This is a genomic window from Pseudomonas vancouverensis, assembly GCF_004348895.1.
GTDB lineage: Bacteria > Pseudomonadota > Gammaproteobacteria > Pseudomonadales > Pseudomonadaceae > Aquipseudomonas > Aquipseudomonas vancouverensis.
This window is the reverse complement of sequence record NZ_RRZK01000037.1, coordinates 1-16109: the sequence shown is the minus strand read 5'-3', so window position 1 is coordinate 16109 and position 16109 is coordinate 1. Positions and strand designations below refer to the sequence as shown.

The window sequence follows — 16109 nt, the reverse complement described above, 5'->3', positions numbered from 1 at the left end:
TCCCGAACTCAGAAGTGAAACGATGCATCGCCGATGGTAGTGTGGGGTTTCCCCATGTGAGAGTAGGTCATCGTCAAGATTAAATTCCGAAACCCCAATTGCGAAAGCAGTTGGGGTTTTGTTTTTGTCCGCGGAAAAGCTTCTGAGCCTTAGCGGTACTTGATGACAATGCCCTTGAGTTTACGACCCTCAATGGCTTTTACATCTCGAGCCCACAGCGGCCCGTTGGCGTAGGCACCCACCGCCTGGATGTGGTCATAGACAACCACCACGGCATCTCCACCGAGTTTCGCGGACTCTTCCCGCAGTTTTTGTTCGACCTCGGCAATCGGTGGTGCGGGGTCGACGCTGGCGTCGATCAAAACTTCACCCAAGCGAACATGCGGACGCAAAGGCTCGGAGCGCAGCACCATCACCTCATCAGGTGAAGTCGGCGCAGGGTGCTCAACGCCAACATAGGCGGTCGTTCGCGCATCAACCGAGGCGCAACCACTGAGACCCAAAAGCATTGCGGCCAACCCGCCTGCCAATAGCGATAATTTGGCGCGAGTGGACCAAGACAGGTTATTGGTTTGCACAGCAAGTTCCTCCCGAGGTCCGCTGCGTGCCAGGTGGCTAATTGACGTTAGCAGACAGACCGGGAGTTTCCATGCAGCCCAACTTTGCAAAGTTGGGCTTTTTTGTTCCCAAGAGCAGGACGATCAGCGAAGTAGCGTCACTGATCCTTTTCGCAGTTGACCATCCAGGCCACGCCAAACCGATCAACCAGCATGCCGAAACGTGCCGCCCAGAACGTGGCGTCCAATGGCATTTGCACGCTCCCGCCTTCTGCGAGTGCATTAAAAACACGCTCGGCTTCGGCAATGCTGTCGACATTCAGGGAGATTGAACAGCCACTCATGCCATCGGTAGGGCGGTCCGGCGTGGTGTCTGATCCCATGATCGCCTGATCACCGATGTTCAGTCGGGTGTGAATGATCAGGTTGTGCAGATCCTTGGGCATATGCTCCGCCGCCGGCGACTCACCGAACGTCATCATGACCTCGAGTGTTCCGGGAAGGCTTTGCGCATAGAAGGTGAAGGCGGCTTTGCAGTCGCCATTGAAGATCAGGTAGGGATTGATTTTCATGTTCGGCTCCAGGGGCTGAAGTGACACATCGAATTCGACGTCGGTATCGACGCTGAATTTCGATTGAATCGACTCCGCAAGCTAAGCGCTATATCTGGGCTGAAGGGTGTGTTTCTTTAGATGTTTTTACCATAGGACGAGCGAGGCTTATTGCCTCGACGGAGCGCCGTGGTGCGAGAACACGTTCAATCGCACCGCTGACCAGGCTCTCCAGTAGATCATCACGTTCCTGCGTACCCAGCGTATCAGGCATCACCCAACTTGGAGCGCTGTTGAGCAGGGAAGCGATGGCATGTCCGGCTGCGACCAGGCCTTCCTCACTGAAGCGGGACTTGCCGCCCAGCATTTTCAGCAGCAGGCGTTCGTATTGCTCGCGCAGTTGCTGCACACGTTCTTGCTGCTCTTCGTTCAGGCAGCCACTGTCACGCTCTACAAGACGAAAATGCCATGGCATTTCGCGGTGCAGATTCAAGTGCGCACGGATCAGACTATTAAGCTTGTCGCGTCTGCCCGGAGCCTTTTGCTGAATGCGTCCGAGGGTGGCCAGCAGCTCCTCGTAAAACTCCTCGATCAGATCGAGCAGCAGGTGCTGTTTGCTCGGGTAATGGTGGTACAGCGAGCCAGGGGAAAGCCCCAGGCACGTGGCGAGTTCGCGCATGCCGACCTGGCCGAAACCCTTGTTGGCAAACAACTCCAGCACTTTGTCCCGGTATTCGGCGAAACGCGAACAACGCTCAGGCATAGGCATGGAAGCCGCGCCCCGTCTTGCGTCCCAGGTAACCGGCTGCAACCATTTCCTTGAGCAACGGAGCAGGGCGGTATTTGCTGTCGTTGAAGCCGTCGTAGAAGGCTTCGAGGATCGACAGCAAGGTGTCCAGGCCGATCAGGTCAGCCAGTGCCAACGGGCCGATTGGCTGGTTGCAGCCCAGGCGCATGCCAGCATCGATGTCCTCGGCACTGGCCAGGCCTTCCTGAAACACCAGGATCGCTTCGTTGATCATCGGCACCAGAATGCGGTTGACCACAAAGCCCGGGCGGTTGCCGGCAGTGATGGCGGTTTTGCCCAGGGCCTTGGCCATGTCCAGTGCCAGTTGGTGCGTGGCGTCACTGGTTTGCAAGCCGCGGATCACTTCGATCAGGCCCATCACCGGCACCGGGTTGAAGAAGTGCAGGCCAATGAATCGCTCTGGCTGGCTGACGCTGGCAGCCAGTTGGGTAATGGACAGTGACGAGGTGTTGGAAGCAATCACGCAATCGTTGCTGACCTGCGCGGCAATCTGTTGCAGCACCCGCAGTTTCAGATCGAGGTTTTCGGTGGCGGCTTCGATCACCAACTGCACCTGGCCCAGGCTGCTGTAATCGGTGCTGATGCGGATCTTGTCGAGCGCGGATTGTTTCTGTTCGGCTGTCAGCGTTTCCTTGGCTACTTGGCGATCGAGATTTTTTCCGACCGTGGCCAGGGCTTTTTGCAGGGCGCCTTCGGAAATATCGATCAAGGTCACGCTGAAGCCGGCCAGGGCACAGACCTGTGCGATGCCATTGCCCATGGTGCCTGCGCCGATGACGCCGATGTTTTGCAGATTCATGTTCCCGTCCTTCGCTCAAACCCGGCGATACCTTGGCCGCAACGGCGGCCGAAGGCGTACTATTGCGCGAGTCTAGGGCCGGCAGGGCGGTTGTCCTATGCCGAAACTGTTCAACGGCGCTGGTGTTTTTTGCCATTCGGGTGATGGGGGGAGAAGCGTTCACATGCGGGAAAAGGACTCAGTCGCCGCCTATTTTGTGCAGGCAATGATCCACGGAATGAGTGGCCAGCCACAACGGGTGAAGGCGGTGCTGGAGCAGGCTGGCATCGATCCGGCGGTTATTCGGCAGCCTTCGGCGCGGGTGCCGGCCAGCGCCTTTGCGGCGTTGTGGCTGATTCAGATTCGCGAGCTCAACGACGAATTTTTCAAACTCGACTCCCATGGCATGCCGCCAGGCAGTTTTGCCCTGATCTGTCGGGCGCTGATCCAGGAGCCCGATTTGCACAAGGCCATGCGCCAATGCCTGGCCAACTTCGGCCTGTTCCTGCGCGATTTCCGCGGCACCCTGGCCGTTCGCGGCAAGCGCGCGGTCATCAGCCTGGAAACCCACTGTGCCGATGACGACGCCAGCCGTTTTGGCGAAGAAACCTTCCTGGTACTGATGATCAGCCTGATGTGCTGGCTGGGTGGACGGCGCATTCCTATCGATCGTGCAGACTTTCGCCATGAACGCCTGTCACTGAGTGACGATCGATTGCTCTGGGGGCCGAACCTGACGTTCGGTGCCGAGCGCACGGAAATCGAATTCGCCAGCCACTACCTGCGCCTGCCGGTGGTTCAGGACTTGGCATCGCTGAAAGTGTTCCTGCGCACCGCGCCGCAATGGCTGGTGATTCGCTTCCGCAATCAGCACGGTCTGGCGTCACAGGTCCACCAGCGTCTGCGTGGTAGCCATTACAGCGAGTGGCCGACATTACAAGCCTTTGCCCTTGAGCAGCACCTGAGCCCCAGCACCTTCCGCCGCAAGCTGGAACGCGAAGGTTGTTCCTATCAGGAGATCAAGGACGAAGTGCGCCGAGGCGTGGCGTTCGAGCAATTACGCCAGGGCAGTGCGAGCATCAGCGACATTGCCGAGCGACTGGGCTTTCAGGAGCCCAGCGCCTTTCATCGGGCGTTCAAGAAGTGGACCGGCGAAAGCCCGGGGCGTTATCGCGCGCGGTATCAGGGAGTCGAGGAGGAAGTCGTCACCCCTCAGGAATCTCCGGAGCCTTGAGCCACAGCAGGTCCCGCGACCTGATGGGGTTTTGCCTTGATCAAGTTGTCGATGGCCTGACGGTACTGATTACCGCCCAGGCTCATGCTGTTGTTGTGTGTGCCACCGGGTATCAGCAGCAAGCGCTTGGGCTGATTCGCCGCGTTGAAGAGCTGCTGGCTGAATCGCGAAGGCATGAACGGGTCCGCCAGACCATGGACCACCAGCAAGGGCACGTCGATGTCGGCGATCTTGTCGATGGAGTCGAACTTTTGCGACAACAACCAGCGCACGGGCAGCCAGTTGACCGGCAGATTATTGTTGGCCACTTCCGTGACGGCATCCCCCAGGGAGGTGAACGCCGATTCGATCACCAGGCCATGCACCGGCATGGGGGCCTGATGATTTTTCGCCTCGGCAGCCAGATCCACGACCAGATCAATCGCCACCGCGCTGCCCAGGGAGTGCCCGTAGATCAAGCGCTTGCTTGCATCCGGTTGCATCTGGGTGAAGCGCTCCCAGGCGATACGGGCATCTTCATAAACGCTGGCTTCAGAGGGCAGGTCGCCTTTGCTCTGGCCAAAACCACGGTAGTCGATGGCCAGTACCGAATAACCCATGGCCCGCAATTGCTCGATGCGAAATGCCTGGCCGGTCAGATTCCAGCGCACACCATGCAAATACAGGATCGACGGCGCATCGCGGCGAGCGGCGGGCCACCACCAGGCGTGCAGGTTCTGTCCGGCCTTGAAACTGGCCGGCTTGATGTCGAACTCCTGGACGTCATTTGGCAGGCCGCGATACCAGCCCGCCGTACCCGGCTCGATACGAAACAGTAATTCCCGTTCCTTGTGTTGCAACACACTGCAACTCACCGGCAAGCCGACAATCAGCAAAGCCAGACACAACAGCGACAGCCAGCGGCGCCGCAAGCGGGAGAGGAGAGCAGGCATTGAAAGGTCCGGCAGAACATGAGGGACGAGTTTTACCAGATGTGCCCGCGGTGCAGGTTTCTTTTCCGACCATCGAGAGGGCGCAACGGTTACAAATTGCTGCCCTCTGACAGCGAAGTCTCAGTCAACTCGCAGGACAATCTTGCCGATGTGATCGCCCGCTTCCATCCGGGCATGGGCTTGTGCCGCGTCGTTGAGCGAATACACCTTGTCGATCATCGGCAGGCAACGTCCGGCATTCAACACTGGCCATACGTGTTCACGCAGCTGCTCGGCAATCGCGGCTTTTTCCGCCGTGGTGCGCGAGCGCAACAGTGAGCCGGTCAGCCTGGCCCGTTTGGCCATGATCGCCAGCAAATCCACATCGTTGGCGCGGGCGCCGCCAAGAAAGCCGAGCATCACCACGTGCCCTTCGAGGGCCAGCGCGGCGATGTTCTGGTTAAGGTACGAGGCACCCATGATGTCGAGCACCACATTGACGCCCTGGCCAGCGGTTTTTTCCGCGATGACTTGGGCAAAGTCCTCATCACGATAGTTGATCGCCTCGGCGCCGAGCTCACGGATGGCCGCGCATTTGTCTGCACTGCCGGCGGTGGCGTAGGTTTCGATGCCGAACTCGCGGCACAGCATCAACGCGGTGGTGCCGATGCCGCTGGTGCCGCCGTGAATCAGCGCACGCTGGCCGCGACGGGCGCCGCCCATTTCGAACAGGTTGGCCCAGACCGTGAAATAGGTTTCCGGGATCGCCGCCGCCTGCAACCAATCCATACCGTCGGGAATCGGCAGCGCCTGGCTGGCCGGAACGGCGCAAAACTGTGCGTAGCCGCCACCATTGGTCAGCGCACAGACCTTGTCGCCCACGGCGAACTGCTGCACATCAGCGCCGATTGCCACGACTTCACCGGACACCTCCAGCCCCGGGATCGGACTCATGCCGGGTTTCATCGGGTAGGTGCCGGCCCGTTGCAGTGCATCCGGGCGATTGATGCCAGCGGCACGTACGCGAATCAGGATTTCACCGGGGCCGGCCTCTGGAACCGGCGCTTGTCGAGGTTGCAACACCTCAGGTCCGCCAGGCTCGGTGATTTCGATCAGGGTCATGGTGAGTGGCAGTGTCATTTCAAGGTTCCTGTCAGGCATGGAATGGGGTTTTGATCTCGCGAGGCTGAATAAAGTCCGGCGAAGTCACTCAGGCCCTCAGCATATCCAGATTCAGCGTTGCATTAATGCGGCGATTTCGCGTTATTCTGATGCGAAATTGCATCAACAGGAGGGGCCCCGTGAACTGGGATGACGCCAAGGTATTTCTCGCCGTGTGCCGTGAATCAACCCTAAGAGGCGCTGCGCGAGTGCTTGGCGTCGATCAGGCTACGGTCGGCCGGCGCATCACCGCCCTGGAGAAATCCTTGAGCGCGACGCTGTTCCTGCGCACTTCGGAAGGTTATGCGCTGACGGCGGTAGGCGAAGCGGCGCTCAAGGCCGTGGAAAAAATGGAGCACTCGGCGCTGGAGCTCGAACGGCAGATTCAAGGGCTGGACGATCACTTGACCGGGACGGTGCGGGTCAGCACCACTGACTCGATGGCCATCGATTACCTGATCCCGGCCATTGCCCGCCTGCATCGGCACCATCCGGATGTGCGCGTGCAACTGGACGCGACCACACAAATCCTCAGCCTGGCCAAACGGGAAGCGGACATTGCCGTGCGCAATACCCGACCGGACAATCCGGACCTGATTGCGCGGCGTATCGCCCGTTGGCCGGTGGGGTTGTACGCCTCGCACGCCTATGTCGACGCCCATGGTGTGCCGACGCCAGGTTCTGCGTTCGCCGGGCATGACCTGGTGGTGTATCAGCCGCATTTGCAAGGCAACAAGGAAATGACGCTGGTATCGGAACCCGTGGGGAAGGGGCGAATTGTCGCGAGCCTGAGTTCCAGTCTGCTGGTGCGCCGCTCGATTGCGGCGGGCATCGGCATTGGCGAGCTGTCGGTGAATGTCGGCGAGAAGGAAGGACTGCTGCGATTGTGGCCGGAACGCACGCGGCCGTTGCCCTATGACGTCTGGCTGGTGACCCATGCGGACTTGCGGCACACCGCCAGGGTGAGGGCGGTGATCGATGAAATTGTAGCGGTGTTTGCCGAAACCGGCGAATAGCGCCGCCTATAAAAGGGTAGGAGCGAGCAGGCTCGCTCCTACAGGTTTGCTTATGGCATTTCAGGCAGTTCCTGCGGCCGCAGGTCGAATACCAGCACTTCAGCGTCCGAACCCTTGCTCAAGGTCAGCAAGCGTTCATTGCGCACCCGCACACCGTCGCCTTCCTGCAGCAACTGGCCGTTGAGTTCGACACTGCCCCGTGCCACATGCACGTAAGCGTAGCGATCCGCCGCCAGTTCGACGCTGGCAGTTTCCTTGCCATCGATCAGGCCGGCATACACCCGTGCATCCTGGCGTACGGTCAACGAGCCATCAGCGCCATCAGGCGAGATGATCAATTGCAGGCGCCCGCGTTTCTTCTGCGTGCTGAAATGTTCCTGTTGATAGCGCGGCTTGGCCCCGCTGACCTCCGGCACAATCCAGATTTGCAGGAAGTGCACCGGCCGGGTGGCCGAGTGGTTGAACTCGCTGTGGGCCACGCCGCTGCCGGCGCTCATCAATTGCACATCGCCAGGGCGGATCACCGAGCCGGTGCCCAGGGTGTCCTTGTGTTCCAGGGCACCTTCGAGCACATAAGAGAAAATCTCCATGTCACGGTGCGGGTGCTGGCCGAAGCCTTTGCCGGCGGCAACGCGGTCATCGTTGATCACCAGCAGGTCGGAAAAACCCTGCTCTTTCGGGTTGCGGTAGTTGGCAAAGGAAAAGGTGTGGAATGACTTCAACCAGCCATGGTTGGCCAGACCACGATCCGAAGCTTTGCGAAGGGTCAGCATGATGAAATCTCCTGTCAGGACGTGAATTCGTCCGAGTGAGGAGAAGGTTAATGTTTATCGGCTCGTGCAATAAGTAGATGGAAATTGAAATACTGTCTCATGCAAGTTGACAGTAAAAGCACGGGATCAGCTATCCTTTTGCCCATGATTCCTTGATTACGACGACTTCCAATCCATGAAAACCGTGGCAATGGTGCTGTTCCCCAATTTTCTCCTGCTCGACATGGCCGGCCCCATGGAAGTGTTCTCCATTGCCAATCGCTATCTCAAGCCTGATGCCCATTATGTGCTGTCGACCATCGGCACCGAACCCGGTGCCTTGCGTGCCTCCAACGGCGTGCAGGTGCATACCGACTTGCACCTCGATCAGGCCAGTGACAGTTACGATTTGCTGCTGGTGCCCGGTGGCCCCGGTGCCTACAACGAGAAACATCCACCGCTGCTCGACTGGCTCAGGCACAACGCCGGCCGGTCTGCCGAATATGGCTCGATCTGCACGGGGGCCTTTGTTTTGGGGTACGCCGGCCTGCTCGACGGTTATCGCGTGACCACGCACTGGCACTACACTGAACGACTGATCAAAGGTTTCCCGAAAGCCACCGTCGAGACCGACCAGATTTTTGTCCAGGACCGTAATCTTATTACTTCGGGCGGTGTGACGGCCGGCATCGACCTGGCGCTGGCCGTAGTGGCCCGGGACCACGGCAAGAAAGTCGCTCAGGACGTGGCCAAGGTGTTGCTGGTGGTGATGAAGCGCCAAGGCGGGCAGGCGCAGTTCAGCCCGTTGATGGCCGCGATCGGCCCCCAGGAAACGGCGATTACCCGGGTGCAGAATCATGTGCTTGAGCACTTGGGCGAGCCTTTCAGCATCGAGTGCATGGCGGGCCTGGCCAACATGAGCCCACGCCACTTCGCCCGGGTATTTGCCCGTGAAGTGAACATGACACCCATGGCGTTTCTGCAAAGTGCACGTATCGATTGCGCGCGGAATATGCTCGAAACCACCGAGTTGCCACTCAAGACCGTGGCGTTCAAAAGCGGTTTCGGCAGCGTGCGGCATATGCGCTTTCTGTTCAGTGAAAAACTGGGCCTGACCCCGACTCAATACCGCGAGCAGTTCAGTTAAAGCTTTGTGTCCGTTGTACGCACCGTAATGGCCGTGTCGCTCCCACCGCAGTCGTTGTTCCGTCACCACGGCCTGCCAAGATACAGATGAACTCATTGCAAGGAAGGCGCGGCGCCTGGATGGACGCGTGTGCCAGATCAGGTTCCCGGCGGGTGACGACCCATGAACAGTCTCAACGATCCACACAGCGAAGCGGTGCTGCAATTCGGTCCCTACGTGTTCCACCTCAAGCAACGGCTGATCCTCGACGGTGACCGGCCGTTGCGCCTGGGCGGTCGCGCGATGGATGTATTGCAGGTGTTGGTCGAGCAGGCCGGCGCCGTGGTCAGCAAGGAGCAATTGATTGCCCGGGTCTGGCCACGGACGGTGGTTGAGGACATCAACCTGCGCGTGCACATCGCCGCGTTGCGTCGGGCCCTTGGCGACGGGCAGAACGGCCAGAACTACATCGTCAATATTCCCCAGCGTGGCTACAGTTTTGTTGCCCAGGTGCAACAGCTGCCGGCGATCGGCGCGGTGGCCGTCGATGACCTGCCCAGCCCCCGGCATAACCTGCCGACGCGGCTGACTCAGGTCGTCGGGCGCGATGCACTGGTCGGCGGCCTGGTGCGGCAAATGCCGCTACGCCAGGTCATGACCCTGACCGGGCCCTGCGGGGTCGGCAAGACCACCGTGGCGCTGCGTGTGGCCGAACAGTTGCTGCAGCACTATCGGCAGGGCGTGTGGCGAATGGATGTAGCGCTGGTCGATGATCCTGCACAGCTGAGCGATCACTTGCTGCAAACCTTGGAACTGCCGCTCGACACGCCTCTGGAGTCCTTGACCGAGCAGCATGCGTTGCTGCTCATCGACAACTGTGAGCATCTGCTCGAACCCTGCCGAAACCTGATCGAAAGGCTGCTGATTGCGATGCCGCGGCTGTCGATTCTCGCCACTAGCCGCGAGCCGCTCCAGGCGCCGGGTGAGACTGTACTGCATGTGCCGGCGTTGGCCGTGCCGCCGGCGTCGGCCCTGCGCAGCGTGGCTGAAGTCATGGGCTATTCGGCGGTGCAATTGTTTGTCAGCCGTGCCGGGGCGTGTCAGCAAGGGTTCGCCCTGCGTGAACAGGACCTCGAGACGGTGCGTGACATCTGTCGACGCCTGGATGGCCTGCCGCTGGCGATTGAACTGGCGGCGGCGCAAATCGATGCGCTGGCACTGAAAGGGCTGCAATCGCGACTCGAGAACTGTTTCGAGATACTGATCCAGGGCCGCCGAACTGCGGTACCGCGGCATCAGACCCTCAAGGCCGCACTCGACTGGAGTTACCAACGGCTCAGCCCGCTGGAGCAGGCGGTGCTGCAACGCCTGGCGGTGTTCAAAATGAGCTTTACCCAAGAGGCCGCCATTGCCGTGATCAGTGGCGAGCGGGTGCCTGCCGACAGCCTGCTTACGGTTCTGGAAAACCTGGCGTTCAAGTCACTGCTGTCGGTGGATCAGAGCGCGGGCCTGCCCCGTTACCGTTTCCTCAACACCACCCGTACCTATGCGCTGGAAAAACTCGCCGACGCCGATGATTTGCCGGCCCTGGAAATGCGTTATGCCGGCTACCTCAGTCAGACACGCCGAGCGTCAGGCGCAGCAATGGCCCTGCAACTCGCCGAGTAGTTGCTTGACCGCCTGCACATCCGGGGTGGCGAAACCTTCGCTGAAACGCTGGTAGATCGGTGTCAGCAGTTCAAGTGCCTGGCGATAGCGTCCTTGACGCTGCCAGAGCTGTGCCAGGGAGGTCGCGCTGCGCAGCTCGAAGGCCAGCGCGCCCTGGGTTTTTGCCACTTGCAGCGCCCTGAGCAGGACCGTCTCCGCTGTGGCCGTCTTCACCGGGCAGTCCTCCTGCAACAGTGCCCTGGCCCTGGCGCGCAGAATCTCGGCGGTGCTCCAGCCAGCGGCACCGTTTTGCGCGCGCTCAAGCAAAGCATCATCGGCGGGCCCACCATCAAGTGTGACCATGATCTCTTTGATCAGGCCTGCAGCAGGTCGCTTGATTGAGGGCGTTTCGCAGCCACCGATCACCTGGGCATAGTGCTGTGCCCACGCGTAGAACAGCGGCACGGAGTGTTTCTGTGCCTGCTCCAGCAGCAGACGCAGCAGGTCGCGGGCGCTCTGGACATCGCCGTTGTAGTAGGCAATCAGGCATCCGGACAAGGCCAGCGTGTAACAGATCGAAGTGCCGTGGTTGATGTGCAGGGCAATGTCCAGTGCCTGCCGGGCGGTACGCCAGGCTTGCTCCGGGTGACCTTGCAGCCAGAGGATGCGCGCCAGGATCGTCAGGCTGGCAACGCTCTGGTCGTACTGCACGCCGAAACCATGGGTGAACCGATTGAGGGAGCCACTCTGGGCCATGCGCTGCAGCACTTGTTCCGCGCTGTGGCGGGCCTGGGCCTGGTCACCGGAAAAGTGCAGGGCGAGTACCCGCAGGCGTTGCGCGCTGAGGGACATCACCGCGTCATTGTCGAAGCCGAATTGATCGAACTGTCGACTCTGCTGCAAGGCCATCTGGTAGTGGCCGCCACTGAGGTTGACAGCCATGTGCCCCGAGATGGCGCGCAACTGCCCGGTCACATCGTTGCATGCCTTGGCCAGTTCTCTGGCGCTGACGAACGCGCCAACGGTTTCGGCAGTGCCGCCCTGTGCGTGATAGCAGGCACTGCCCAGGGCCAGCTTGAGGGCGATTTTCAACTGCGGGCAGGGCGCCTGCGACTGATCGAGCAACGCCAGCGCCTTGCGCACGTAACCGCCGTGCTCCTTGAGCAATGACAGTTCCTGCCACAACGGTGTTGACGAGGCAGCCAGGCTGATCGCCAGCGTCTGTGGGCCCTGTGCGTTCAAGCCCCAGTCGAGGGCCGCGCGGATGTCCTCGAGGGTGCGCGCATAGCGTTCGATCCACTGATCAGTGGCGATCGTCTCCCAGTCACTCTGTGCCTGTTGCATCAGCGCCAGACAGCGTTTGGCGTGGCGCTCGCGAGTGGCGGGCAGATCAGCGGTCTGCAAGAGCCTTTCAAGAGCGTAACTGCGAGTGGTATCGAGCAGGCGGTAGTACACGTCCTCGTCAGCCACTTCCACGTTCAACAAGGACTTGGCAACCAGCTGGGTGATCGACCCCAACACCTCCCCGGGCTCGATATGTTCGCCGACGATCACCGCCGCCGCGGACTCCAGGGTAAAGCTGCCGCGAAACACGCCCAAGCGACGCAGGCAGGTCTGTTCGCAGGCGTTGAGCAGGTTGAAGCTCCAGTCCAGGGTCGCGCGCAGCGTCTGCTGCCGACCGGGGGGCAAGTGGCAGGGCTGGGTCAATACGCGGAAACTGCTTTGCAGCTGCGCCAACAGGCCTTTGAGGCCAAAGGTACCGACCTGCGCTGCGGCCAGCTCGATGGCCAACGGAATGCCGTCCAGGCGATGGCAGACCTCAACCAGCAGCGGCAACTCATCATCGTGCAACTCGAAGCTGTCGTGGCTGGCCGTGGCCCGTTCAACAAACAATTGCAGCGCGGAAAACCTCAAGGCCTGGGTGCGGTCGAGTACGGCAATCGGCGGCGGACAGTCCAGCGACTCCAGACGCTGCACCACTTCGCCCTCGGCCCGCAGGCTCTCGCGGCTGGTGGCCAGAATGTGCACCTGGGGCGCCCCACGCAGGATGCTTTCACTGAGTTGGGCAATGGCGTCGATCAGATGCTCGCAATTATCGATGACCAGCAGCATCTGCCGGTCTCGCAGAAAACTGGCGAGGCCGTTCATCGGTTCATCATCGTGCAGGGCCAGGTCGAGCAGGGTCGCCAGATGGCCGTTGATCATCAGCGGACAACGGATTGGCGCCAGGTCGAGCAGGCGAATGCCGTCGCGATAGCGGCCGATCAATTGCTCGGCGACTCGCAGGGCCACGCTGGTCTTGCCGATGCCACCGGGGCCGACCAGGGTGATGAAGCGCTGGCGTGGCAATTGCGCCACCAGGCTGTCGACCAGCGACTGTCGGCCAATCAGCCGCGTGCGGCGCACCGGCAGGTTATGCCGGTTCGGTTGCAGGCTTTGCGGTGAATGGGTTTGTTCGACGTCCTCCCGTGAGTAGGGCGCGACAAAGCTATAGCCGCGCTGGGCCACCGTGATGATGTAACGCTGCCCGGCCTGGCCATCGCCCAACGCTTTGCGCAAGGCCGCCATGTGCACCCGCAGGTTGATGTCTTCGACCACCGTGTCGGGCCATACCCGGGCAATCAATTGCTGTTTGCTGACCACGTCTCCGGCGTGTTCCAGCAGGATCAACAGGATGTCCATGGCCCGCCGGCTCAGGCGCAAGGGATGATCGGCCTCCATGACCAGACGTTGTCCGGGGTAGACCCGGTAGGGGCCGAAATGCACAGCCTGTTCGGGGGTAAAGGTCAACGTCTCACTCCTGTTGCATCCGTCTAGTTCGCGGCTTTCAAGCATATTCCTCAGGTTTTCAAGCCAATGCAATCTGCCGTCCGGATTGACTCTACGGTGTGGATGTTGACTGTAGCGTATCGGGCCGTACTCGGCGGCCCGTGATCATTGGCGAGTGCGAGGGCAAAAGGCCTTTTCGCAGTGAATGGCGCTCCCTGGAAAATTAACAACGTTTAACTCGTCGTACGGACTGGATACGCCCAAAACTCTTTCCCTTAAAGGTCCACTGAAGGCAGGGATGAAATGTCAGTCAACCTCGCGCCACCCCTTGAGGGTGCCGGTTCTCTCGTACCGGGGACGCCGCAATGAGCAAGGTGGTGGTGGTCTATCACAGTGGTTACGGGCATACCCGGGTGCTGGCCGAGGCAGTCGCTGGTGGCGTCGAACGGCACCTGGGCAGCACTTGCCTGCTGATCCCGGTGGAGGAGGTGGACGGGCACTGGCAGCGGTTGCACGATGCCGACGCCATCATCTTCGGTGCGCCGACTTACATGGGCAGCGCTTCGGCGGCGTTCAAGGGGTTCATGGAGGCCACGGCGTCCTTCTACCTGGCCCAGCCGTGGCGCGACAAACTGGCGGCAGGCTTCACCAACTCCGGATGCCTGTGCGGCGACAAGCTCAACACCTTGCTGCAGATGGCGGTATTCGCCGCCCAGCATTCGATGATCTGGGTCGGCCTCGACCTGTTGCCGGCGCGTTCCAGTACGGGCGCCTTCAATGGCCAGCTCAATCGCCTGGGCAGCTCGTTGGGCGCCATGGCCCAGTCCAATGTCGAGCAATCCCCCGAAGAGGCTCCGCCGGTCGAGGATCGCTGCACCGCCGCTCATCTGGGCGAGCGGGTGGCGCGTCTGGCCGATCGCCTGCACCCGTCACCCGTTTAAAGCCTCTACACAGTTGCGTGTAATTGCGCCGCAGCTGGCAAAGGTTGCGCGCGTTTGCTTTCAAGACCCTTCACCACCCGGCAGCGCCATGCAAACGGATTGATCCCCTCACTGCGGGTGAACAGGTGGCAGAAATGCGCCTGGTCGCAGAAACCGCATTCGAGGCTGATTTGGGTGAGGCTCAGGCCGGTGTGTTGAATCAACTGTTTGGCCCGGGCAATGCGCTGCTGGCGAATCCAGTCTTGCGGTGAATAGCCGGTGCTGCATTTGAACGCACGGGAGAAATGACTGCGCGAGAGGGCACAGGCCTCGGCCAGTTCGGTCACTTCCAGGCTGTCGCCCAGACGCTCGAGGATCAGCTGTTTGACCAGCCGTTCCCGTTGCGGGCTGAGGCCGCCGATATTGATCTTGTGAGGTTCGCTGACAGGTGCGCGGGCGGTGGTGTGCTGTGGGTAAGCCATGGCCATGGTCCGGTTGGGCAGAACAAACACGAACGCGCCCGGATCGAGGGAGCAACGCCTTTGCTCTGCAAAGTTGTTTTGCACTGGAGAGGCATTGTTGAAGGCGACCTGAGTGGGTGACGAGTTAAACGTTGTTAATTCCGCGTGCGCACCGGGAAGTCATGGATAAAGTCAGACACAATCCATATCGTTGTGCCTGGACTGAAAAACTAAGGGGGTTGGGCCTGTGAACCGTAATGACCTGCGCCGCGTCGACATGAACCTGCTGGTGATTTTCGAGGCCTTGATGTTCGAGAAGAACCTGACCCGTGTGGCGGAAAAACTGTTCATGGGCCAGCCGGCAGTGAGTGCCGCGCTGGGGCGTTTGCGCGATCTGTTCGACGATCCGCTGCTGCTGCGCAATGGTCGTGCAATGGAGCCGACCGCACGGGCGCTGGACATTCTCAAGGAGCTGCAACCGGCGATGGACACCATTTCCGGGGCGGTCAGCCGGGCCAAGGAGTTCGATCCGGCGACCAGTTGTGACGTGTTCCGTATCGGCTTGTCCGATGACGCCGAGTTCGGTTTGTTTCCACCGCTGTTGCGCCAGTTGCAGGAAGAAGCCCCCGGAATTGTCGTGGTCGTGCGGCGGGCCAATTACCTGTTGATGCCGGCGCTGTTGGCCTCCGGGGAAATTTCCGTGGGCGTGAGCTACACCACGGATCTGCCGGCCAATGCCAAGCGCAAGAAGCTGCGTGATATCCCCTGCAAGGTGTTGCGTGGGGATACCCGGCCGGGGCCTTTGACCCTGGATGAGTACTGCGAGCGTCCCCATGCGATGGTGTCGTTTTCCGGTGATCTGAGCGGCAATATCGACCTCGACCTGGCCAAGGTCGGGCGTACCCGGCGGGTGGTGTTGGGGGTTCCGCAGTTCAGTGGCTTGCGGGCGTTGCTGGCCGGGACCGAGATGATCGCGACCGTGCCTGACTATGCGGCCTGTGCCTTGGTTGAGGGGTGTGGTTTGCGGGCTGAGGATCCGCCGTTCGAGATCGAGGCGGCGCAGTTGTCGATGGCCTGGAGTGGAGTGCATGACAATGATCCGGCGGAGCGGTGGTTGCGGTCGCGGATTAGTCAGTTCATGTCTGGGGCTTTGGATATTCCTTCTTGATTGGGTACATATCCGTTGCTGCGGTAACGGCGGCTGACGGTTTCGCCCTTACGGCGAGTCCCTTTTGGCAAACGCCCCAAAAGGAACCAAAAGGTCTTGCCCCAGCGTTCGGCCCCTCGCTGGAGCTCGGGGTCCCTTCGCTCCGGGATTCATCCGGGGGCATCGCCTACGGTTTGCTTCGCTGCACCTCCTCTCGATGTGTGCGGCTTCGCCGCACGGTCGCTACGCTCCCACCCCCGGATAAACCCCT

At 60.6% G+C, this 16109-nt stretch carries 15 protein-coding genes and 1 rRNA gene; 7 read left to right on the top strand and 9 right to left on the bottom strand.

Going from position 1 to position 16109, the window contains the following annotated elements:
- Nucleotides 1-79, top strand: a 5S ribosomal RNA gene (gene rrf / locus EIY72_RS30465); the annotation flags it as partial.
- Between the two features lie 70 nt (nt 80-149).
- On the opposite strand, the gene EIY72_RS28935 is transcribed toward rrf, so the two are convergent.
- From EIY72_RS28935 to EIY72_RS28920, 4 genes are all read right to left on the bottom strand, one after another.
- Nucleotides 150-509: a hypothetical protein gene (locus EIY72_RS28935; protein ID WP_371315392.1), complete on the bottom strand. Its 360-nt coding sequence runs from the start codon at nt 507-509 to the stop codon at nt 150-152.
- Nucleotides 510-715: 206 nt separating this feature from the next.
- Nucleotides 716-1129: a VOC family protein gene (locus tag EIY72_RS28930; protein WP_093218389.1), complete on the bottom strand. Its 414-nt coding sequence runs from the start codon at nt 1127-1129 to the stop codon at nt 716-718.
- Nucleotides 1130-1217: 88 nt separating this feature from the next.
- The gene (locus EIY72_RS28925; protein ID WP_093218392.1) at nt 1218-1877 is read right to left on the bottom strand and encodes a TetR/AcrR family transcriptional regulator; all 660 of its coding nucleotides are present in this window, start codon (nt 1875-1877) and stop codon (nt 1218-1220) included.
- A complete protein-coding gene (locus EIY72_RS28920; protein ID WP_093218395.1) occupies nt 1864-2715 on the bottom strand; it encodes a 3-hydroxybutyryl-CoA dehydrogenase in 852 nt (283 codons plus the stop codon). Before EIY72_RS28920 ends, EIY72_RS28925 begins: the two co-directional genes overlap by 14 nt.
- Before the next feature lie 163 nt (nt 2716-2878).
- Here EIY72_RS28920 and EIY72_RS28915 point away from each other — a divergent pair, with 163 nt between their 5' ends.
- Nucleotides 2879-3928 (top strand): AraC family transcriptional regulator, encoded by a 1050-nt coding sequence (locus EIY72_RS28915; protein WP_093218398.1) that lies wholly within the window; start codon nt 2879-2881, stop codon nt 3926-3928.
- On the opposite strand, the gene EIY72_RS28910 is transcribed toward EIY72_RS28915, so the two are convergent.
- Nucleotides 3907-4860, bottom strand: coding sequence for an alpha/beta hydrolase (locus EIY72_RS28910; protein WP_093218403.1), 954 nt, complete (start codon nt 4858-4860; stop codon nt 3907-3909). The two genes, EIY72_RS28915 and EIY72_RS28910, sit on opposite strands and share 22 nt — an antisense overlap.
- A 120-nt stretch (nt 4861-4980) precedes the next feature.
- Nucleotides 4981-5979 (bottom strand): NAD(P)H-quinone oxidoreductase, encoded by a 999-nt coding sequence (locus EIY72_RS28905; RefSeq protein WP_093218406.1) that lies wholly within the window; start codon nt 5977-5979, stop codon nt 4981-4983.
- A 161-nt stretch (nt 5980-6140) separates the two neighbouring features.
- On the opposite strand from EIY72_RS28905, the gene EIY72_RS28900 reads away from it, so the two are divergent.
- On the top strand, nt 6141-7016 hold the full coding sequence (locus EIY72_RS28900; RefSeq protein ID WP_093218408.1) for a LysR family transcriptional regulator: 876 nt from the start codon (nt 6141-6143) through the stop codon (nt 7014-7016).
- A gap of 50 nt (nt 7017-7066) precedes the next feature.
- Here the strand turns inward: EIY72_RS28900 and EIY72_RS28895 are convergent, their stop codons facing one another.
- Nucleotides 7067-7789, bottom strand: coding sequence for a pirin family protein (locus EIY72_RS28895; protein ID WP_093218410.1), 723 nt, complete (start codon nt 7787-7789; stop codon nt 7067-7069).
- 175 nt (nt 7790-7964) lie between these two features.
- Between EIY72_RS28895 and EIY72_RS28890 the strand changes: the two genes are divergently transcribed.
- Nucleotides 7965-8915, top strand: a complete 951-nt coding sequence (locus EIY72_RS28890) for a GlxA family transcriptional regulator (RefSeq protein ID WP_093218413.1) — start codon at nt 7965-7967, stop codon at nt 8913-8915.
- A gap of 162 nt (nt 8916-9077) precedes the next feature.
- Nucleotides 9078-10562: an ATP-binding protein gene (locus tag EIY72_RS28885; protein WP_093218415.1), complete on the top strand. Its 1485-nt coding sequence runs from the start codon at nt 9078-9080 to the stop codon at nt 10560-10562.
- Here the strand turns inward: EIY72_RS28885 and EIY72_RS28880 are convergent.
- Complete coding sequence (locus EIY72_RS28880; protein ID WP_093218417.1) at nt 10527-13331, bottom strand: ATP-binding protein; 2805 nt, start codon at nt 13329-13331, stop codon at nt 10527-10529. The genes EIY72_RS28885 and EIY72_RS28880 overlap by 36 nt on opposite strands.
- Before the next feature lie 344 nt (nt 13332-13675).
- Here EIY72_RS28880 and EIY72_RS28875 point away from each other — a divergent pair, with 344 nt between their 5' ends.
- On the top strand, nt 13676-14251 hold the full coding sequence (locus tag EIY72_RS28875) for a flavodoxin family protein (RefSeq protein WP_093218419.1): 576 nt from the start codon (nt 13676-13678) through the stop codon (nt 14249-14251).
- A 5-nt stretch (nt 14252-14256) separates the two neighbouring features.
- Here the strand turns inward: EIY72_RS28875 and EIY72_RS28870 are convergent, their stop codons facing one another.
- Nucleotides 14257-14712: a helix-turn-helix domain-containing protein gene (locus EIY72_RS28870; protein ID WP_093218421.1), complete on the bottom strand. Its 456-nt coding sequence runs from the start codon at nt 14710-14712 to the stop codon at nt 14257-14259.
- 226 nt (nt 14713-14938) lie between these two features.
- Here EIY72_RS28870 and EIY72_RS28865 point away from each other — a divergent pair, with 226 nt between their 5' ends.
- Nucleotides 14939-15859, top strand: a complete 921-nt coding sequence (locus EIY72_RS28865; RefSeq protein WP_093218423.1) for a LysR family transcriptional regulator — start codon at nt 14939-14941, stop codon at nt 15857-15859.
- Nucleotides 15860-16109: the final 250 nt, after the last annotated feature.